The organism is Variovorax sp. Sphag1AA, assembly GCF_014192575.1.
Taxonomy (GTDB): domain Bacteria; phylum Pseudomonadota; class Gammaproteobacteria; order Burkholderiales; family Burkholderiaceae_C; genus Variovorax.
Genome location: NZ_JACHYC010000003.1, coordinates 1 through 20,272, shown reverse-complemented (window position 1 = coordinate 20,272; position 20,272 = coordinate 1). Strand labels below are relative to the sequence as shown.

The following is a 20,272-nucleotide window of genomic DNA, read 5'->3' as shown; positions in this document are numbered from 1 at the left end:
AGGCCAGGCGTTCAGTCGGCGCGTATGCCTTTTTCGCCGATGAGCTTCTTCCACATGGCGGCCTCGGTCTGGACGTTCTCCTTGAACTGGGCCGCAGTCATCGTGGACGGCTGGATCTGCAGCGTCTTCAGGCGGGCGAGGATTTCCGGGTCCTTCATGGCGGTCTCGAACTCGTGCTGCAGTCGCTTGACGACAGGCGCCGGCGTCTTCGCCGGAACGAACAGGCCATACCAGTACGTCAGGTCATAGCCCCCAGGAACGGCGCCGGTCTCGTTGAGCGTCGGCACCTGCGGCAGGGTGGGGTCACGCGCTATGCCTGTCGTCGCAAGCGCCCTCACCTGCCCGTTGTCGATGAACCCCTTCTCGATGGTCAGGATGTCGATGGACGCATCGACCTGTCCGCTGATGATCGAATTGGCGACTTCTCCGCTGCTCTTGTAGGGTACGTGCACGAGATCGGCACCCGTCTTGCTGCGAAGCAATTCAAGCGCCAGGTGCCCGGCAGACCCGCTACCGGCTGACGCATAGCTGTACTTGCCGGGGTTGGCCTTCGCCGCCGCGATGAACTCGCCTGCTGTCTTGAAGGGCAGTTTGGGACTGACGACCAGGGCGAAAGTGCCGATGCCAACCTGGCCGATCGGTGTGAAGTCACGCGGAAGTTCGAAACTCGCCTTGCGCAGATAGGGAATCGTCAGCGACGACGACGAAGACAACAGGACTGTGTAGCCATCTGGCGGAGAGGCTGCGACGTACTCTGTCCCAATCTGGGAGCCGGCGCCCGGCCGGTTCTCGACGAGGATGGGCTGGCCCATGGCAGCAGACATCTTCTGGCCGAGCAGCCGAGCCACGATGTCTGTGCCGCCGCTCGGTGTGAACGGCACGACAAACCTGATGGGCTGTTTCGGATAGTCCTGCGCCACGGCCGCGGTCAGCGGGAGCATGGCGGCGAGCAGGAGCGGGAAGAACTTGATGCGCATATTCGTACCAGTGACTCAGTTCGTTGAAGGAGCGAGCAGACCATCAGCGCGATGAATCCGCGACGGCGCTACGCGGCGATCGCGGTCGGGACTTCCGCGGCCGCCCCCACCTTGACGGTCGGCAGAGCGCCGTCCTTTCGCGCGGCAACGTGGCGCGCGGCCCGGTAGGCAAATGCAATCGCAGGGCCGAGGTTGCAACCGGCCGCAGGGTGCGCACCCAGACTGGGGTTGTTCATGTCGACGCCGCATGCGTACAGGCCCTCGATCGGCTTGTCGTTCGCATCAAGGACTCGCGCGTCCGTGTCGGTCACAAGGCCGCAGGTGGTGCTGCTATCGCCCGGGTACACACGCACGGCATAGAACGGTCCCTGCGAAATCTCGCCGAGGCACGGATTGGGACCATGTTCCGGATCGCCATCGCCACGGCTGTAGACATCGGCCCCCTTGCCAAACTCCAGGTCGATCCCCGTGCGCGCATAGCCATTGAGCCGCTCGACGGAATCCCGCAAAGCCACGCCATCGATGTTCAGCCTCTGGGCCAGCGCTTCGATCGAAGGCGCCTCGATCAGATAACCCGCGCGAATGAAGCTTCCGTACGGGAAAGGAAAGGGCCGGACGAGTCCCATCCCGTACTTGCGCAGGAAGCGATGGTCGCCGATCAGGAACGCCGGGACCGCGCCATTGGCATGCATGGCACGCACGAAGTCATGGTACGAGCAGGCCTCGTTGACGAATCGCTTGCCGGCAGCGTTCACCACGATGGCGCCGGGCTTGCAGCGATCGAGCCGGAAATGTGGATGCTTGAGGATGTCTCCGTTCTTCTTGCGCATGGTGGAGACGGGCGCGTGGCAATAGTCGGAATGGTTGTCGGCGCCCATTCGCCCGCCGAGCCGGATGCCTTCGCGAAGACCATCGCCAACGTTGGTCTCCGGAGGCAATCCGATGTGTTGTGCCGCGAAGGCAGTGTGCTCCGCGCGCATCGATGCATTGGCCGAAAAGCCGCCAGACGCCAAGACCACGGATGCCGCACGTACTTCGCGATGCTGTCCCTGCTCCTCGAACACGGCGCCGCGCACTTGACCGTTTTCAACGAGGACTCGCACGAGCGGCGCGTTCACCCGGATTTGCACGCCGCTGTCGATGGCCGATTTCAGCAGCATGCCGATCAATGCGTTGCCCCGCTGGCGCCGAGTGGAACGGCCATGAACGAGCAGATCGGCGTAGTGCTTGAACAATCGCCGCGTGCTGTAGATGAACGCGCGCGGCGACCGGAGCGCATTGCTGAGCATGGCCAGGTCCGTGCTGTCGGTCTGCATCCCGTGGAACACGGTGATCGCCGGCAGCGGCGCCTTGATGAGCTTGTAGGCATCTCCGAGCTCGCGATCATCGAAGGGGAACGGGTAGATGGTGCGGCCGTTGAATCCCGCGCCCGGCACGTCGGTGCGGTAGTCGGCGCCGCCGTACATGCGAAAGCGCACGCTGCTGCGGGCTTCGAGGAAGTTGACCGCCTCGATGCCGCTATCGAGCCATGCGCGGATCTTGGCCTTGTCCATGCGTTCCCCCAGCAGGTGGGCGAGGTATGTCATCGGCGCCTCGGGATCGGTCTCCGCAGGCACATGGCGGTTGCCGGGCAGCCACGCCGCGCCGCCTGAAGTCGCGCTGGTGCCGCCCAACTGGTCGGCCTTCTCGAGCAGCATGACGCTGCAGCCGCAAGCGCGAGCGACGACTGCGGCCGTCAGGCCGGCGATGCCGCCGCCGACGACGATCAGGTCCACGACTTCGGGACGGGAGGAAGAAGCAGAAGTTTTCATGATTTCAATCCGCAGAGACGGACTCGCGCCAAAGGTCCAGAGCCTGCTGGACCGGCCGGTCGGAATAGCTGAAGAGCACGGCGTCCTCATCGGCCTCGAGCCGGTAGGGCATCCATGATGGGCAGACAAAAACGTCACGCGGTCCGAACACAAGCTCCCGACCGCCGACGATGCATCGACCCCGGCCTTCCACCACGGCATACACCGTGGAGTCCGTCGCGCGGTAGGCCGAGCCCTTGAAGCCACGCGGAAGCAGTTGCATGAAGGTCCCGATCGTCGGCATCGCCCAGCCCCCGGTGACCGGGTTGGTGTATTGCAGTTTGAAGCCCCAGCACGGATGCTGCTCCTCGCTGCGCGCCAACATATGCAGCGCCTCACGCGTGCGATCGTAGGGATACCAGAACAGCGGCGAGGTACGCGAACGGGCCGCATGCTCGACGGGTTTCAGCGTGTAGCCGAATCGGGCCAGGTTGCCGCCCGCGTTGCCTCGCGCTTCCTGCACGTCCGTCGCGCCGTCCTCGCGAAACTGCGCGTCGAGCAATTCCACGATCGGAAGATCCAGCCCGTCCAGCCACACCATGGGCTCACTCGAAAGATTGCCGTGGTCATGGAAGGTCCAGGATGGCGTGATGACGAAATCGCCCACATGCATGGTCACGCGCTCGCCGTCGACCGTGGTGTAGGCGCCGTCTCCGTGAAGGATGAAGCGCAACGCCGACTGCGAGTGCCTGTGCGAGGGCGCGACCTCGCCCGGCAGGATGAGCTGCAATCCGGCATAGAGGCTGTGCGTGATGCGCGTCTGACCGCGCAGGCCGGGATTCTCGAGGACGATCACCCGCCGCTCGGCTTCGCGCGCGGTGATGAGCTTCCCGCTCTCCTGCAGCCAGGGCCACACCATGTCCCACGACCAGAGATGCGGCAGGCAAGGGGTCTTGGGCTCTCGGGTGACGACCCCGTGAAGCACCTCCCACAACGGCGCACAGTGCGCTGTATCGATACAGTCATAGAACGCCTGACGTTCGGCGGCGACGCTGCTGCCGGTCGAATGTGCGCCGGCCATCTGTGTTGCTGTCATGCGCACTCCTTCTATTCGCTGTGGCCGGCCGCACGGACCTTCACGTCGATCTGCCCAATGCCTTCGAAAGCGCACTCGATCAGTTCACCCGGCAAAACCGGCCCCACGCCTTCGGGCGTGCCGGTGAGAAGGATGTCGCCCGGATGAAGGGTGTAGAACGACGAGGCGAACTCGATGAGCGCGCCGATGTCCAGCACCATGTCGCGCGTATTGGCCGACTGGCGCAACTGGCCGTTGACCTTGAGCCAGAAGTCGATGTTCGCGGGGTCGGCGATTTCGTCGGCCGTCACGAGCCAGGGACCGAGGACGGTGAAGCTGTCCACTGACTTGCGAAGACTGCGCTCCTCCGGGCCGCGTACCGTCATGTCGAGGCCCACCGCATAGCCGGCCACGTACTGCATGGCGTCTTCGCGTGAGATGTCGCGCCCCTCCTTGCCGATGATGACGGCGAGCTCCGCCTCATGATCGTTGCGCCTGTCCAAGTGCTGCAACGCGACCCCTTGGGACGGACCGACGAGAGAACTGGTGGCTTTCAGGAACAAGCCGATCTTCTGGATCTCCTGGACCTGCTGATCATGGTGGATCTCGGCCTGCATCCTTGCTTCTTCCAAATGCCGGCGGTAGTTGACCGGCGCGGCAACGATCTTTCCCGGGTTCGCGACCGGGCTGAGCAGGTGCGCACCCGCGAGCGGATGGAACGGCGCCGTGGGCAGCAGTGCCTCGATGGCTTCGCGCACCTGCGGCAGGTGTGCGATGAGCGGGTCGACTTGCGGCAACGGATACCGCACCTGTGGGAGGACATCGAGCGCGGCGGACACATCACGCAGCGACTCGCCGACGACCACGCCCAGCCGGTCATGGTCAAAGCGACAGAGTTTCATGGGGGATTGATGGCATTGATGAATGAAAGAACCGGCAAGTGACTCAGTACTGCGAAGCAGGCACCCTGAAGACCACGCCCTGATAGGCCGCACTCACCGGCAGTTGGCACGACAGGCGGCTTCCGTCGTCCACGCCCACGGCAAAGGCGAGCATCTTCAGTTCCTGGTCACCGCGAGGGGGCAATCGCGCCATGCCCTCTGGATCGACGTGCACGTGGCAAGTCGCACATGCACACGCACCACCACAGTCGGCGTCGATGCCGGGTACGTTGTGGGCGACGGCAATCTCCATCACTGATGTGCCCTCGTGGGCAGTGCATTGCAGGCGCTCGCCGTCGGCGGTATGGAATTCGATACTGATCATGGAAACCTCGTGAGAAAAGGAAGACTCTCAGCCACTTGCCATTTCGGCGGCGGCGGAAGCCGACGGAGCGGGACCCAACCCATACGAGGGATCGGCCAGTTGGTCCATCTGCAATTGCGCGCCCGAACGGATAAGCATGCGAGCCGCCATGAAGTCCTCGGCCGCGTCGAAAGCCTCGACGGCGATGACACGACCCGCGCGCAGGTACCAGACGGATTGCTTCTTCGGGCCATGCCTTCGCAGAACCTCCGTGTCATGGTCTCGCGCGATGCCGGCCACCTGCAGACGATGGCTGTATTGGTCCGACCAGAACCACGGCACGGTCGGAGACGGCACGGGACGGCCAGCCAGCGCGGCCGCCGCGACCTTGGCCTGATCGATGGCACCCTGGACCGATTCCAGACGCGGACGCCCGCCATCGCGAGCCTCCGTGCAGTCCCCGATCGCCAGTACGCCCGGCGCGCTGGTACGCCCCTGGTCGTCGACCAGAATGCCCTTCGCGCACGCGATTCCAGCGTCCTTCGCCAGGGAGATGCAAGGCTCTGCGCCGATCCCGACCAGAAGCGCGTCGAAGTGTTGTTCCGCTTCCCCGGCGACGCCAAGGCGGATGCCGTCGGCGGCTGCATGCACCTTCTGGAGCGACACGCCCAACCGCAGTTGAACGTCGTGGTCGGCATGGACCTCTTGCACAAGGGATGAGGTCACCTCGCCGACCGAACGCTGCATGACCCGCGCTGCGGACTCGAAGACCGTGACTGCGACGCCCTGTGTCCGCGCCGAGGCCGCGACCTCCAGTCCGACGTAGCCACCGCCGATCACTGCCAGTCGCCGGCAATGGGCCAGCCCTTCGCGCAAGGCACGGGCATGGGCGAGCGAGCGCAGCACGAACACCCGGGACTGGTCCCCTCCTCCCAGACCCGGCAGATCGCGCGCCCGCGCACCAGTCGCCAGGACGAGTTGGGCATACCGGAGATGTTCTCCGTTCTCGAGTTCCACCTCCGACTTCTCGGGAAGAATGCGCATCACCTTCACACCCAGACGCAAGTCGCAGCGCATCGTTTCGAAGAACGACAAGGGCCTGAGCAGAAGCGAGGTCTCATCGCCTGCATGCAGGAAGGCCTTGCTCAGTGGCGGCCGCTGGTAGGGCGGCTGCGGCTCGTCGCCCAGCACGACAACCGGCCCTTGATGCCCCATCTGCCGAAGCGATGCGATGAACTGGCAGGCCGCCTGGCCGGCGCCGACCACGACGATCGGTTGAATCGAGATATCGGGAGCAGTCACGAGAGCACCACCGGCATGGTTCGAATGCCGCGAAACCGCGCATTGGTGTTGAACGCAAGACCGGGACGCAAGTCCATGCGAGGGAATCGACGCGTCACCGCCGGCAGCGCGATGCTCGCTTCCAGGCGCGCAAGAGGACGCCCCAGGCAGACATGAATGCCGGCGCCGAACGAGAGATGAGGATTGGGCCGGCGCGCGAGATCGAGCCGGTCCGGATCCTGGAACACGCGCTCGTCGCGGTTGGCCGAGGCCTGCGCGATGATGATCTCGACGCCCGCGGGAATGCTCGCGCCCGAAGGCAGCGTCACAGCGCGCGTCGTGCGCCGGCCTTGAAGCTGCAGCGGCGTGGTGTATCGCAGGCATTCCTCGACACCGGAGCTCACGATGGCTTCGTCCTGGGCCATGACATCGAACTGGTCGCGGTTGCGAAGCAACGCCAGTGTGGACAGCCCGATTAGATTGGTCGTGGTCTCATGCCCGCCGTTGAGAAGGAGGATGCACATGTGGGCCATCTCGTTCTCGCTGATGGCGTGCCCAGTCTTCTCCGCCTTGACCAGCGCACTGATGACGTTGGAAGGCGTCTCCTCGACCGGACGCCGACGCCACTCGTTGATGTGCTCCAACAGATAAGCTTTGAAGTTGGCCGCGCCCGAGTTGCCGCCGGCGATGGCGTCCGCCGAAACACGAGGGTTGAGCGGAAAGAGAACCTGCGCGCCCCAGTCACGGATGCGGGACCCGTCCGACCTCGGCACGCCGAAGATGTCGCAGATGACCTGCACCGGGATCCTCGAGGCGAAATCGGTCACGTAGTCGATCTCGGTGCGACCTTCGAGCTCCTCTAGCAACTGCTCGACGATCTCGCGAACGCTCTGTCGTAGACGTTCGATGCCGGAAGGCGTGAAGAACGGATTGACGATGTCGCGCAGGCGGTCGTGGTCTGGCGGGTCCTTGAAGAGCATGCTGGATGTGTGGTGCTCCAGCAGCGGCCCTTCGCCGAACTTTTCACGGTAGGTTGCATCGCGATTGACCACGCCGGACAGGTCGCGCCACACCGCTTTCACGTCCGCATAGCGAGTCACCAGGACCGAACCATCGCTGTTCCAGTGCACCGGCTCCTCGTCGCGCAGCGTCTTGAAGAACGGATAGGGATCGTCGTAGTAGTGCTCCGGGAGATCGAACAGGTCGAAGGCCGTGGTCGGCGTCGGCGATTGCTGCGGCTCTTGGATTACGGAACTCATGGAATCTCCAGCTGGCTTCAGAACAAACAAACAGTCAGGATGGTTTGTATCATACGCAGCCTGTCCGATTTTTGTGAGTCGTTTTGCCTAGGGAAAACACCGAAACTGCCGACGCCCCGAGCGACTGCGTGGGAGCGATGCGCATCGAAGGTGAAATCTTTCAGACCAATTCGCCTATATCCTTCCACTCCATGATCCCCTCCAGAGCACGACCCTCAATGGGCCCACGGCCCCGGCGCACGCAGGCCGAACGCACGGCATCGACACAACAGAAACTGGTGAAGGGCGCCATCGCGTTGCTCAAGCAAAAACGCTATGCAGGCTTCCGGGTTGCAGAAGTCGCAAAGGTTGCAGGCGTCTCGCGCGGTGCGCAGACACATCATTTCCCGGTCAAGGATGCGCTCGTGCTGCAGGCGCTGGAGAAGGTGTACATCGACAGTCACCGCAAGGCACTCGAACGAATCGAGAAGGCGCGCGCCGAACCAGGGCGACTGCTCCAAGCCATGATCGAGGACAGCCAGGACTTCTTCCTCGGTGAGGATTTCTATGTCGCGCTTGACCTGATGATGGTGGGTGGCGACCAGCCGCTCGGTCAGGAAGCCAAGCGTCTGAGCAGGGAGTACCGCGTCTCCGTGGAAAAAGCATGGATCGAGGCATTCACCGAAGCCGGCTACCCGCCGCTACAGGCCGAAGACTGCATCCATCTCACCTTCGCGATGACGCGCGGTCTCAGTGTGCGCAAATTGATGAGCGGCGAGGTGGCGCACTTTCCGCGCCTGTTCTCCCGATGGGAAGCAATCGCGGAAGAAATGCTTCAACCGGCGGCCAAGAAGCGCCCGGCGAAGCCGCTCGCCACATAGCTCCGCCTGCATGCGACTTGCGTCAACCCTGTTTGACTGCGGGACAACTCATTCCCGCAACAGCCTCGCCTTCCTAGCGGCCGGCCGGTCGATGCTCGCCTGCAGCCAGGTATTGAGCTTCGGGAAAGCCAAGATGTCGTATTCCATGCTTTGACCTCGCGCGCATGGAGGGGATGGCTCGCCCCTTGCAGGTCTTGCAAGAGCGGCCTTCTGCCGCAGGGAGAAGTCGGGGCGACAGGCAGTTGGTCTACCGCCAGGGCCCGACAGCACTAGGGAGTCCGTGGACCCGTGACCCCTTCTGCGGGGTGCACTGCTTCTGCGAGCGAAAGATGTCGCCCGCGGAATCCAGACGGTGCAGATTCAGGTCGTATCACCCGCTCGTTTGAGAGCATCCGGTTCCTGCGTGTAGCCCAGAACTCCTGACAGCGCAGCAGCCTGCTCGAGCGCCACTGACACCAACGTCTGCTGAAGCGCAGCTTGGTACCGCATCTCCGGTACCGTGAAGCCCAGGCTCCCGGTGACTGTCCCCGCCGCGTCGAATACCGGCGCAAAGATGCCCACAGCCCCTTTGATGCGCTGGCCGAAAGTCTGTGCATAGCCTCGCGCTCGGACCTCGATGAGCGCCTCTTCCAGTTGCGCTCTGGCAGCTTGATCCAGTTCGCCCGCAGCGATCTCGCTACGAATGATTTCGTCTTGCCGTACCTTGTCGACCCACGCGAGGATCGACCGGCCAGAGGCCCCGGTAACAAGGCTGAATGGCGTGTCCAGCGGCACGCGATAGTCCAGCAGGTGACTGCAGGTCGCTGTTGCCGCGAAGGTCATGCGGCCGCCGTTGGCGTCGTACACGCACAGATAGGCCGATTCATCCACCGCGCGCGCCGCAGCCTGGAGATAGGGGCGCGCCAACATTCGAATCGACACGCGGTTGACGACGAGCGCCGCAATGCGAAAGAACTCCACCGCGGGCCGGAAAGTGCGCGTGCTTTCGTCGCGCTCGACCATGCCGTGTTCCGCCAGGAGCTCCAGCAGCCGATGCATGGTCGAAGGCGGTAGGTTCAGCCTGTCGGCCAGCGCCTTCATCGTAGGCTCCGGCTGCATTTCGGCCACTGCACGCAGCACCATAAGTACTCGCGCCGTGGTTCCGGTTTCGCGCTCCATCATCCAAAAGTCTCCAGAAAAAGTGGGGCAGCAGGCGGCAAGCACGTCGCATCTCGGCACGCGATTCATCACTCGCAGCCAGCTTGACGTGAGGCTGATGCCTGACTTTTTGAGCTTCCGTTCAGCAGGAATGCTTTTCTGAGGACGGAAACGGCGAAGAGTCTACAGGCGGTTGATCGCAGTTTCTCGGACTCCGTCGCCGCGTGCCTGCATGGATCTCACCCTCGCTGGTAAAGCCCGCGAAAACCATCGCTTATCTCATTCATACACCCCAAGCAATAGCAGATACCCCAATCTGGAAGCCGTAAGCAGCCTCTAGAATTTCCATTAATCGATAGTCACTTCCGTTTACTGGAAACAGATAGATGCATAGCTTTGCCCCTGACACCGTCGAGCTGGACCGGCGCTCTTTCGTCGATGGCAACTTCCTGGAGAACAAAGGTGCGCCCATCGAAGTCCATCGGCCCTCCGACGGCAAGATCGCCGCGGTGTTCCACGAGGCGGACGAAGGGGTCGTGGACCACGCCGTCACTGCCGCGAAGGAGGCGCTGAAGCGCTCCGGCTGGGCCACGGCGGCGCCGCGCCAGCGCGCGGCGGTGATGCGCCGCTGGGCAGCGTTGGTGGAGAAGCACAGCCTGGCGATGGCGCAACTGGAATCCGTTTGCAGCTCCCGGCCGATTGCCGAAACGCTGGAGCGCGATGTTCCTGTGGCCATCGAACTGCTGCGCTTCTACGGCGAATGCGCCGACAAGACGAGCGGCGAGGTGTTCGAGACTCCGCGGGACGTCTGGAGCCTGACCCTGCACGAGCCCTACGGCGTCGTCGCCGCGATCTCACCCTGGAACGTTCCATTGCTGTTGGCCACGGCCAAGTTCGCCCCTGCGCTGGCAGCGGGCAATGCGGTGGTGCTCAAGCCCTCCGAGCTCACGCCGTTCTCGGCGCTGCGCATGGCGGCACTGGCCGTGGAGGCCGGCCTGCCGCACGGCCTGTTCAACGTGCTGGTGGGCACCGGGCAGCACACAGGTTCCGCGCTGGTCCGTCACCCCGGCGTGAGCTATGTGACGTTCACCGGCTCCACGCGCACCGGAGCCGCGGTCATGACGGACGCAGCGCATCACGGCATGAAGCCCGTATCTCTCGAGCTCGGTGGCAAGAGCCCCCAACTGGTCTTCGCCGACGCACCCGACCTGGGCCGTGTCGCGGAGATGGTGGCCTCATCCATCACTCGCAACAGCGGGCAGATCTGCTTCTGCGGAAGTCGCCTTGTGGTGCAACGCGATGTGGCGCAGAACCTGCTGGAGCGCATCGTCGACCGCGTGAAGACCGCCCGGCCCGGCCCGACGTGGAGCGAGGCCACCACGCTGCCGCCGCTGATCTCGATGCCACAGGCCGAACGCGCGCAACGCATAGTCGATCAGGCTCGCGCCGCCGGCGGCGAGCTGGTGTGTGGGGGCCAGCGCTTCATGGACGGCAAGGCCGTGTTCTTCGAGCCCACCGTCATCACCAACGTGCAGCCAGGCAGCGAGGTGCTTCGCGACGAAGTCTTCGGCCCGGTGCTCACGGTACAGACCTTCGACAACTACGAAGAGGGCTTGGCGCTTGCTGCCCACCCTCTCTATGGCCTCAGCGCCGGCATCCATACCTCCGACATCGACAAGGCCCTGGCAGCTGCGCAAAGCGTGGAGGCCGGCGTCGTATGGGTCAATGCCTATGGGCGCAGCGACGACATCGTGAGCCCGTTCGGCGGCTTCAAGCAATCGGGATTCGGCAAGGACTTCGGCGTGGCGGCTTTCGAAAAATACCGTCGCGCCCGCAATGTCTGGATTCGTCTCGGGCAGCCGCGGGCCGCCGCGGAAGCGGCCCACGCGGAGATCGCGAAATGACCGCGCGAACCACCGCCCACTATTTCCTGGAAGGCCTGCGTGAAGCGGGCGCCGAATATTTGTTCGCCAACATGGGCACCGATCACGCGACCTTGATCGAGGAAATGGCCCGTCAGGAAGCCGAGGGAACGCCGCTCGTGCGCACGCTCCTGTGCCCCCATGAAAACACGGCTGTGCACATGGCGCTGGGCTACGCGATGGTGACTGGTCGCGGCCAGGCGGTGCTGGTGCATGTGGATGTCGGCACGGCCAATGCCGCCATGGGGCTGCACAACGCGCTCCGCACGCGGCTACCGGTGCTGCTGGTGGCCGGTCGCGCGCCATACACAAGCCATGGCGAGTTGCCAGGAACGCGCGACAACTACGTCCATTTCATCCAGGAGCCATTCGATCAGGCGGGGTTGGTGCGTCCCTACGTCAAGTGGGAAGCCGATCTGCCATCCGGTGTGATGGTCAAGGAGATCCTCCATCGCGCGCATTCCGTCATGTCCAGCGATCCACCGGGTCCGGCCTATCTGACGCTGCGCCGCGAGACGTTGGCCGAACAATGGGACGAATCGCGCTTGCGTGCGAACGCGCAAGTCGGTCACCCGCCGCACCGATTGGGCGGGGCCGATCCGGCGTCGATCGAGCGCATCGCGGATCGACTGCTCGCGGCACGCGCCCCGTTGATCATCACCAGCTATGCCGGCCGCAATGCCGCCGTGCCGGAGCGCCTTGCGCGCCTGGCGGAACTGATCGGCGCGCGCGTCGTGGAAGCCAATCCGCTGGTTCTGAACATGCCGCGCACGCACGCGTGCTTTGCCGGCTTCAGCGCCAACGGCTTCCTCCCGGACACCGACGTCGGCATCCTGCTGGACGTGGATGTTCCATGGATTCCGAGCGAGGTGGACATCGCGCCGGATTCCCACTGGATACAGGTGGATGTGGACCCGCTGAAGAACGCTTCGCCGATGTGGCCCTACGCCGTGCACCAGCGCATGATGGCTGACAGCGGCCGGGTCCTCGAACAGCTGACCGAGGTTCTGCAACGCCGCATGAGCGCGGGGTTCGCCGCAGAAGCGGCGCAGCGCGCGCGTCGGTATGCCGACGAAGCCGCTGCCCGGCGCGAAGCTGCCGCGGCCGCGGCAGCTTCCGGGGGCCAACCTGGCGCAATCGCCGCGCCCTACCTTTGCGCGGCGATTGCACGGCACCTTCCGGAGGACGCGTTGCTGCTCAACGAGGCCGTTCGCACTGCGCCGACCGTCTGCGCGCAAATCCCTCGCACGCGCGCCGGCACTTATGCCGGCAACGGTGGCGGCGGACTGGGGTGGTCGGCCGGCTTCGCGCTAGGCGCGAAGCTCGCGGCTCCGGAGCGTGAAGTCGTGCGAATCGTTGGCGATGGTGCCTTCTATTTCGGCAATCCATCGTCCACCTTCGCGACTGCGCGCCAGTACGGACTGCCGACGCTGACGGTGCTGGTGGACAACGCAGGCTGGGCTGCGGTGAAAACGGCGACGGCGCGAGTGCATCCGGACGGCTATGCACGTCGGCAAGACCAATTTCAGTCACGCCTGGCCAACGGCGTCGCGTTCACGCAGATCGCCGAAGCCGCTGGCGCTTTCGGGCTGGCGATCGACGATCCCGAGCAGGTCGATTCAGCCATCGCCCGGTGCCTGCAGGAGGTACGTGCCGGCCGCTCCGCCCTATTGCACGCCCGCATCACACCACTTTGATTTCCAGGAAGGAATCCGATTTTCATGAGTCCCCAATCAGCCTCCCAGACGAGCGGCGCGAGCGTTGCGCCCGATGCCTTTCCGCTGCAGGATCTGCAGCCCAGCGGCGCCGAGTTCGAGTTGACCGACGGCGTGCTGCGGTTGCGCGGCAGCGTTTCCCGGTCTACCGGAAGCCGCGCGTTTCCACAACGCGCCGTCTGCCTGGAAAGCGGCGCACGCGACATGGAGCCGATGACCTTCGGTCCACGCGGAATCCTCTACAGCTACGCCACCGTCCATGTGTCGTCGACCCGACCCACGCCCTACACCATCGGCTACGTGGATTTCGAGAACGGCGTGCGCGTGCTGGCTTCGGTGGAAGCCGCGCCGGAGGCGCTGGGGTGTGACATCCCGGTGGAACTTCGGGCAGAGGGAGAACGATGGTTCGTCGTGCCAGTCGCCTCCAACGAGCAAGGAGGCACGGCATGAGCCAGGCTTTCATCGTCGGCGCGGCCATGATCCCCATGGGCCGCCACAAGACTTCGAGCTACACCGGCCTTGCCCTGCCGGCGGTCCTCAACGCGCTCGCCGCCGCCGGGCTGTCGACCCATGAGCTGGATGCCGTCGTATGCGGACACGCCTTCGGAGGCATGCTGACCGGTCAGCGCATCGTCAAGGAAGCCGGCATCGGCTCGATTCCTGTCGTCAATGTCGACAACGCCTGCTCCGGCGGCGCGACCGCACTGCACATGGCGTTCAAGGACATCCAGGAAGGGCGGCACGAGGCCGTGCTGGTGATCGGCGTCGACAAGCTCACCCAGTTCGGCGGCGGCACCCTGCCGCTGGTTGCGGAAGATCCGGAGGTTCAGCGCGGCATGGTCATGCCGGCGCTTTACGCGATGCGCGCTCGCCGCTACCTGCACGAGCGCGACGCGAGCCTCGAGGATCTTGCCGCGGTGGCAGTCAAGGCACGTCGCCACGGCGCCCGAAACCCATACGCGCAATATCGCCAGGAAGTCTCGGCCGAAGAGGTGCTGCAATCGCGCCCCATCGCCGACCCCCTGACGCTTCTGCAGTGCTGTCCCACCGGGGACGGGGCCGCTGCGGTCGTGGTGGTTTCCGATGCACTGCGCCGTCGACTGGGCAAGCCCGCGGTTCGTATCAGTGCCTCGGTACTGCATTCCGGGCAGGTGACCGCCGGCTTCCGCAACATGCTGCGACCCGAGATCACATACGACTCGGCCCGTGATGCCTATGAAGCGGCAGGCATAGCGCCATCCGACGTCGACGTCGTGGAACTCCACGATGCGTTCTCCATCGCGGAACTCGTCTACTACGAGGCTCTGGGACTGTGCGAGCCTGGCGGCTCTGCGGCGTTCTTGCGCGCAGGACGTTCAACCTACGGCGGCGACGTCGTCGTCAACCCTAGCGGAGGCCTCTTGTCCAAGGGACATCCGGTGGGTGCCAGCGGCGTCGCACAGGCGGTGGAGATCTACTGGCAACTGACCGGCCAGGCAGGGGCACGCCAGGTCGACGGAGCGCGCATCGGTCTTTCGCACGTGACAGGCGGCGGCATTGCCGGCCTCGATCACGGCGCCTGCACGGTCCATCTCTATGAAAAGCACGCCTAGCACGAGTCCCCCGATGAACGCCGCACAACTCGACACCACAAGCGGGCCGCTGTCAGGCTACCGCGTCCTCGACCTCACGACCTTTCTCTCGGGGCCTTTCTGCACGCAGATCCTTGCGGATCTCGGCGCCGAAGTCGTCAAGCTCGAGGCACCCGAGGGCGATTCGAGCCGCAGCATTCCTCCGCATTTCGTGGCGGGCGAAAGCGCCTATTTCCTGGGCGTCAACCGCAGCAAGCGGAGCATCGCGATCGACATGAAGCAGCCTGAAGGGCTCGCCCTGGCGCAGCGCCTCATCTCCGAAGCGGATGTCGTGGTCGAGAACTTTCGGCCCGGCGTCGCGGCACGCATCGGGCTGCATGTCGAGGCACTCCGGGCGGCGCATCCACGGCTGATCTGGGCGTCGATCAGCGGCTTTGGTCAGACGGGCCCCTGGCGCGAGCGACCGGCCTACGACATGATCGTGCAGGCACTTTCCGGCGTCATGAGTCTCACCGGAGAGCCTGATCGCGCCGCCGTCAGGCTGGGCATCCCCGCGGGCGACATCGTCGCCGGCATGTACGCCGCGATCGCGATCAATGCCGCACTGGCGGATCGCGAGCGCCATGGTCAAGGCAGGCTGATCGACATCTCCATGCTCGATTGCCAGTTGGCGATGCTTTCCTACCAGAGCACCTACGCGCTGGTCGCCGGCGTCACCCCGCAACCCCAGGGAGCCCGGCACGATTCCATCCCGACCTATCGCTCCTTCGTCGCGGGCGATGGGCGAGAACTGGTTGTCACGGCCAACACGGAGCGCATGTGGCGCGGACTGTGCGAGGCCTTGGGCTGTTCCGATCTGCTGGAGGATCGGCGTTTTGCCGACGGTGCTTCGCGCCTGGAGCATCGCGACGCGCTTTGGCCGCTGCTGGAGAAGGCCTTCCTGGCCCGCCCCGCGGCGGATTGGATCGATCCCCTGCACACCCACGGCGTTCCGGTCGCGCTCATCAGGAACGTCCCCGAGGCGCTGCAGGACGCGCGCGAGTCGGGGCGCGGGATGGTGGTCGAACTCGCCCATCCGGACGGCCGCAGCGTCGAAGTCGTCGGCAATCCGATCAAGTTCGGAGGCCTCGAACCTGCGGCCAGCTATCCGCCCGCGTTGGGCGAAAGCGGAGAACAGGTCCTGGCGGAGTGGCTCGGCCTGGACACCTCCGAGGTCGCGAGGCTGCATGGGGCCCGCGTGCTTGTCCAGCGCCGGACTGCGCCACTGTGATCCCCGCCGCCAAGCCTGACGAGATGCCTGTTCGTCTTCAGTCCCTGAGGTGCGCCGACGCGGATGCCATCCTTCGTCGCGGCCGTGTACTGCTCGTGCATTCCCTGGGCTTGAACGCGGCCTGCTACGTTCCCTTGTGCGAACAACTGCCGTACGGCTGGCAGGTTGACGGCTACGACCAGCGGGGCCATGGAAATCGGTCGAACGAGGGAGGCTTCGGACTCGATGCCCTGGTAGACGATGCGATCGATGCCGTGTCCCAGCTCGCGCCCGCAACAGTGCATCTGATGGGGCACTCGATGGGCGGCGTGATCGCTGCACTGGCCGCCGCGCGTGCCGGCTCGCGCGTTGCTTCCCTGACGCTCATCGCGACGCCAAGTGCCGGCTCCGCCGCGTTCGAGGAACGCGCCGCAACGGCCGAGCGCGAAGGCATGGAGGCGGCGATCGAAGCCACATTGGCGCGTTGGCTCGATGGCGAGCATGACACCCTGCAGGTCCGGCGCGCACGCGCATCAGCTCGCTCGGCGCTGCAAGCGATGTCGATGGCCGACTTTTCCGCTGCCTGGCGTGCACTCGCCTCCTTCGGAGATTTCGCCTTCGCCGATCGATCGCTGCCGCCTTTGCTGTGCATCGCGGCGCGTGGGGATGCCTCGACGCCGCCGGAAGTCATGCAGCGCATCGTTGCGCAACGCCTTCAAGCGCAGCCCGCCGGTCCCGCCCGGCTGTCTGTCGTGCCTGGTGCGGGACACCTTCTGCCGCTGACGCGGCCCTCACCCGTTGCCGCGTTGCTGGCAGATCACTGGACAGCAACCTTGCCGGATCCGTCGCAATTCAACGAACACCGAGAGACACCATGAGCCTTACTCGTCGCCATTTCATTGCCCTGTCCGGTTCGCTGCTGGCCACCCCCGGCTTCGCGGCGCAGACCGATTCGTTCCAGCCCCGGCAGCCCGTCCGCATCATCGTGCCGTTCCCGCCCGGCGGGCCGATCGACCAGACCGCGCGCATCCTTTCGCAGAAGCTGTCCGAGCGATGGAAGCAGCCGGTGATCGTCGACAACCGCACAGGCGCCAGCGGCATCATCGCCGCAGAAGTGACGGCCAAAGCCCCTGCGGACGGATACACGCTCCTGTTTTCGGTGTTCCACCACGCGGTGCTGCCCAGCATCAAGTCGAATCTGCCTTACGACATCGAGAAGGATTTCACCCCGCTTTCGCTGGCGGCTGTGTATCCCATCGTCCTGGTGGTGAGTGCCTCCTCGCCGATCAAGTCGGTGACGGATCTCGTCGCAAAAGCCAAGACCGCTCCAAAGACCCTGACATTCGGGCATTCCGGCCGAGGCGGTGGCGCGCACCTCGCCGGAGAGCTGTTCGCCATGCGCGCGGGCATCGAACTGGTCGACGTTCCGTACAAGGGCAATGGGCCGGCCATCGTCGACGTGATGGGTGGACAACTTGACATGATGTTCAGTGACATCCCCACCGCCCTGCCGCACATGCAATCGGGTCGGTTGCGTGCGCTGGCGATCGCGACCAAGGAACGTTCGGCCCTTCTGCCTGCTCTGCCGACGGTGATCGAGGCCGGCGTGCCGAACTACGTGGCTCAGACGTGGGGCGGTTTGTCCGTGCGCGCCGATACGCCGCGCGAGATCTCCGATCGCCTGCACGGTGACGTCATCAAGGTATTGACGGACCCGGATACGCGAGCACGACTGACAAAGATTGGCGCAGAACCTGTCCCGCAAACCGAAGCCGAATACGCCGCCTTCATTCACTCCGAAATGGTCAAGTGGGCGGAAGTCGCGCACAAAGCCAACGTCAGGATGGACTGAGCGCCTGATTCCTCCGAATACACGACTACTTCAATATTCCCAGCAGAAAGCACGAGCACTATGTCAACCATTGCAATCATCGGCGCAGGCATCGGCGGCCTGACGGCCGCGGCCCTGTTGCAGCGTCGTGGACACGACGTCCATGTCTACGAGCAGGCCAAGCAATTCGCGCGGGTGGGGGCAGGAATTCAGCAGAGCGCCAATGCAATGCGTGTCTTGCGCGCGATCGGCCTCGAAGAACGGCTGCGCTCGATCGCATTCCAGCCCGCCTCCTGGAACAACCGGGAATGGGACACCGGCACGGTGAAATACGAACTGCCACTGGGCGAGGTCTTCGAGCAGCGCTACGGCGCTCCCTACTTGCTGCTGCATCGCGGCGATCTGCACGCCGCGCTCTTTTCGGCGGTCGACCCGGCCCGCGTCCATCTGGATATGCAACTGACCGGCCTCGAATCGCTGCCGGATGGCGTCAACCTGCGCTTTGCGAATGGTCACGAATGCCGGGCCGATGCCGTGATCGGCGCGGACGGCGTGCACTCACTGATCCGCGAATGGATGCTTGGCCGAGAGGAGCCGCGCTTCACGGGACGAGTGGCCTACCGGACCACTTTCAAGGCCTCGCTACTTGGGGGCTACGCCATCGACGACTGCACCAAATGGTGGGGGCCCGATCGACACATCGTCATCTACTACATCACGCCCAATCGCGATGAGGTGTACTTCGTGACGAGTCTGCCGGAGCCTGAATGGCGCAATGAGTCATGGTCGGCACGCGGTGATCTGGGCCAGTTGCGCGCAGCTTTCGCAGGCTTCCACCCCCAGGTCCAGGCAGTGCTGGAGGCGTGCCCCGAGGTCTACAAGTGGGCTCTGTACGAGCGTGATCCGCTGCCGCAATGGAGCAAGGGAAGAGTAGCCCTCCTGGGCGACGCATGTCACCCCATGGTGCCCTACATGGCGCAAGGTGCTGCGACTGCGATCGAAGACGCCGCCGTTCTGGCGCGCTGCCTGGATGAAGCCGGCGAAGCCGCCATCCCGCGGGCCTTCCAGCGCTTCGAGGCCACGCGCAAGGCGCGCGCATCGGAAATCCAGTTGACCTCGCACCGCAACCAGTGGATGAGCAAGCCGACCGCCGCAGACTGGGTATACGGGTACGACGCTTGGACAATGCCTCTTGCGGACGTGGCGTAAGCGATCGAATGGACGTCCGGACCTAGGCGACGCACGAACCCGGACGGCCATCACGACTCAACGCCGCGCGGGTTCGAGGAGAAATTCGGCAAAGAAGTCGCTCAGCTCATCGTGCGCGGCAAGCGGCAACACGTGCGCGACATACCGGTCGGGCCGGACCACCACTCCCTGAGGGCCGGCAAGCCTGTCCATGCGCAGCCAAGGACCGCAAAGGGCACGGAGCCGCAATGCGCAGTCTGAAGACGTCGAAGGACTGCAACTCGTCTTGACCTGCAAGACGAATTGCGCCGCCCCAGGACCGCTATTGGCGCAGTCCCGCAGCTCAAGCCGGCCATGACCGACCGTTCGCCAGTGGCGCAAGTCCGCATCGGCCCATGAGTCAAAGCGTTGCCGTCATGGCCTCGAAGGTTGACCTACTTCCTCGGCGCGTCCAGCTTCACCTTCGCCGGGCCAACCTTTCCGACATCCGCCCACACCTTTGCATTGAAGAGGAACTCGGCGACGGCGCATGTGGGCATGTCGGTGATCTCGCTAGACAGTCGGTGCGCGAGGTCGGTGAACTCGGGGTTGTGACCGAAGAGCATCACGCTGTCCACATGGTCACCGATTGCGCAAATGATGGCGAGCAAGGTGTCAGGACTGCTGGCATAGAGCCGTTCATCGACAATGATGTCTTCGCGTTGGTAACCGATCTCGTCGGCGAGGAGTTGCGCCGTCGTCAGCGCACGTAGTGCTGGGCTGGACGCGATCAGATCGGGCTTCACCCCGCGCTTGTTGAGGCGCTTGCCCATTGCGGGTGCGTCCTGGCAGCCGCGATCGTTCAACGGTCGTTCCCGGTCAGGCAAGGTTGGATCGTCGCGACTCGATTTGGCATGGCGGACTAGAAGCAGGGTTTTCATGGTGATCCCTCAAGTTGATTCAACTCTACAGGGGGGAGCACCTCCTCTCAAGGCTTTGGGACGCTCGCGCGTAGCAGTCACATTCCGCTGCCGCACGGCTGCAAGCTAGCGGACTGCGGCCGTCCGATACTGGTCCTTCGAAAGTCTGCATTCGCTGGATTCTGTTGAAAAACAGGTGGGCAGCCGCACTCGCCGCGCCCCTCTCTCTCGATTCACGAGGGAGCGCGTACCTCCGGGGCGTCGACCGCCCGG

At 64.5% G+C, this 20,272-nt stretch carries 18 protein-coding genes; 9 read left to right on the top strand and 9 right to left on the bottom strand.

All coding sequences use genetic code 11. From position 1 onward, the window contains the following. Nucleotides 1-11: 11 nt before the first annotated feature. The 7 genes from FHW64_RS11920 to FHW64_RS11890 form a co-directional block, all read right to left on the bottom strand. Nucleotides 12-977, bottom strand: coding sequence for a tripartite tricarboxylate transporter substrate binding protein (locus tag FHW64_RS11920; RefSeq protein ID WP_184526386.1), 966 nt, complete (start codon nucleotides 975-977; stop codon nucleotides 12-14). Between the two features lie 68 nt (nucleotides 978-1,045). Then, nucleotides 1,046-2,788: an FAD-dependent oxidoreductase gene (locus tag FHW64_RS11915; RefSeq protein WP_184526384.1), complete on the bottom strand. Its 1,743-nt coding sequence runs from the start codon at nucleotides 2,786-2,788 to the stop codon at nucleotides 1,046-1,048. A gap of 4 nt (nucleotides 2,789-2,792) precedes the next feature. After that, nucleotides 2,793-3,863 carry a gentisate 1,2-dioxygenase gene (gene gtdA / locus FHW64_RS11910; protein WP_260303777.1) on the bottom strand — a complete coding sequence of 357 codons (1,071 nt, stop codon included), beginning with the start codon at nucleotides 3,861-3,863 and terminating at the stop codon, nucleotides 2,793-2,795. Between the two features lie 11 nt (nucleotides 3,864-3,874). Further along, nucleotides 3,875-4,744 carry a fumarylacetoacetate hydrolase family protein gene (locus tag FHW64_RS11905; RefSeq protein WP_184526382.1) on the bottom strand — a complete coding sequence of 290 codons (870 nt, stop codon included), beginning with the start codon at nucleotides 4,742-4,744 and terminating at the stop codon, nucleotides 3,875-3,877. 43 nt (nucleotides 4,745-4,787) lie between these two features. Beyond that, on the bottom strand, nucleotides 4,788-5,108 hold the full coding sequence (locus tag FHW64_RS11900) for a 2Fe-2S iron-sulfur cluster-binding protein (protein ID WP_184526380.1): 321 nt from the start codon (nucleotides 5,106-5,108) through the stop codon (nucleotides 4,788-4,790). 27 nt (nucleotides 5,109-5,135) lie between these two features. Next, a complete protein-coding gene (locus FHW64_RS11895) occupies nucleotides 5,136-6,389 on the bottom strand; it encodes an FAD-dependent oxidoreductase (protein WP_184526378.1) in 1,254 nt (417 codons plus the stop codon). Next, nucleotides 6,386-7,627, bottom strand: coding sequence for a cytochrome P450 (locus FHW64_RS11890; RefSeq protein WP_184526376.1), 1,242 nt, complete (start codon nucleotides 7,625-7,627; stop codon nucleotides 6,386-6,388). Before FHW64_RS11890 ends, FHW64_RS11895 begins: the two co-directional genes overlap by 4 nt. A 137-nt stretch (nucleotides 7,628-7,764) precedes the next feature. On the opposite strand from FHW64_RS11890, the gene FHW64_RS11885 reads away from it, so the two are divergent. Continuing rightward, on the top strand, nucleotides 7,765-8,487 hold the full coding sequence (locus tag FHW64_RS11885) for a TetR/AcrR family transcriptional regulator (RefSeq protein ID WP_184526375.1): 723 nt from the start codon (nucleotides 7,765-7,767) through the stop codon (nucleotides 8,485-8,487). A 360-nt stretch (nucleotides 8,488-8,847) separates the two neighbouring features. Here the strand turns inward: FHW64_RS11885 and FHW64_RS11880 are convergent, their stop codons facing one another. Further along, on the bottom strand, nucleotides 8,848-9,648 hold the full coding sequence (locus FHW64_RS11880) for an IclR family transcriptional regulator (protein ID WP_184526373.1): 801 nt from the start codon (nucleotides 9,646-9,648) through the stop codon (nucleotides 8,848-8,850). 362 nt (nucleotides 9,649-10,010) lie between these two features. Here FHW64_RS11880 and FHW64_RS11875 point away from each other — a divergent pair, with 362 nt between their 5' ends. Genes FHW64_RS11875 through FHW64_RS11840 form a run of 8 tightly spaced genes read left to right on the top strand, consistent with a single transcriptional unit; the run spans nucleotide 10,011 to nucleotide 19,121 of the window. After that, nucleotides 10,011-11,528, top strand: a complete 1,518-nt coding sequence (locus tag FHW64_RS11875; RefSeq protein ID WP_184526371.1) for an aldehyde dehydrogenase — start codon at nucleotides 10,011-10,013, stop codon at nucleotides 11,526-11,528. Continuing rightward, nucleotides 11,525-13,243 carry a thiamine pyrophosphate-requiring protein gene (locus tag FHW64_RS11870; RefSeq protein WP_184526369.1) on the top strand — a complete coding sequence of 573 codons (1,719 nt, stop codon included), beginning with the start codon at nucleotides 11,525-11,527 and terminating at the stop codon, nucleotides 13,241-13,243. Before FHW64_RS11875 ends, FHW64_RS11870 begins: the two co-directional genes overlap by 4 nt. Nucleotides 13,244-13,267: 24 nt before the next feature. Then, nucleotides 13,268-13,711: a Zn-ribbon domain-containing OB-fold protein gene (locus FHW64_RS11865; RefSeq protein WP_184526367.1), complete on the top strand. Its 444-nt coding sequence runs from the start codon at nucleotides 13,268-13,270 to the stop codon at nucleotides 13,709-13,711. Continuing rightward, nucleotides 13,708-14,853, top strand: coding sequence for a thiolase family protein (locus FHW64_RS11860; RefSeq protein WP_184526365.1), 1,146 nt, complete (start codon nucleotides 13,708-13,710; stop codon nucleotides 14,851-14,853). Before FHW64_RS11865 ends, FHW64_RS11860 begins: the two co-directional genes overlap by 4 nt. Before the next feature lie 13 nt (nucleotides 14,854-14,866). Then, a complete protein-coding gene (locus tag FHW64_RS11855) occupies nucleotides 14,867-16,102 on the top strand; it encodes a CaiB/BaiF CoA-transferase family protein (protein WP_184526363.1) in 1,236 nt (411 codons plus the stop codon). Between the two features lie 23 nt (nucleotides 16,103-16,125). After that, nucleotides 16,126-16,959, top strand: a complete 834-nt coding sequence (locus FHW64_RS11850; RefSeq protein WP_184526361.1) for an alpha/beta fold hydrolase — start codon at nucleotides 16,126-16,128, stop codon at nucleotides 16,957-16,959. Next, nucleotides 16,956-17,933, top strand: a complete 978-nt coding sequence (locus FHW64_RS11845) for a tripartite tricarboxylate transporter substrate binding protein (protein ID WP_184526359.1) — start codon at nucleotides 16,956-16,958, stop codon at nucleotides 17,931-17,933. The genes FHW64_RS11850 and FHW64_RS11845 overlap by 4 nt, the downstream gene beginning before the upstream one ends. Before the next feature lie 60 nt (nucleotides 17,934-17,993). Further along, nucleotides 17,994-19,121: an FAD-dependent monooxygenase gene (locus FHW64_RS11840; protein WP_184526357.1), complete on the top strand. Its 1,128-nt coding sequence runs from the start codon at nucleotides 17,994-17,996 to the stop codon at nucleotides 19,119-19,121. Between the two features lie 413 nt (nucleotides 19,122-19,534). Here FHW64_RS11840 and FHW64_RS11835 read toward each other — a convergent pair whose 3' ends face one another. Beyond that, entirely contained in the window at nucleotides 19,535-20,020 is a 486-nt protein-coding gene (locus FHW64_RS11835; RefSeq protein WP_184526355.1) for a histidine phosphatase family protein, read from the bottom strand. Nucleotides 20,021-20,272: the final 252 nt, after the last annotated feature.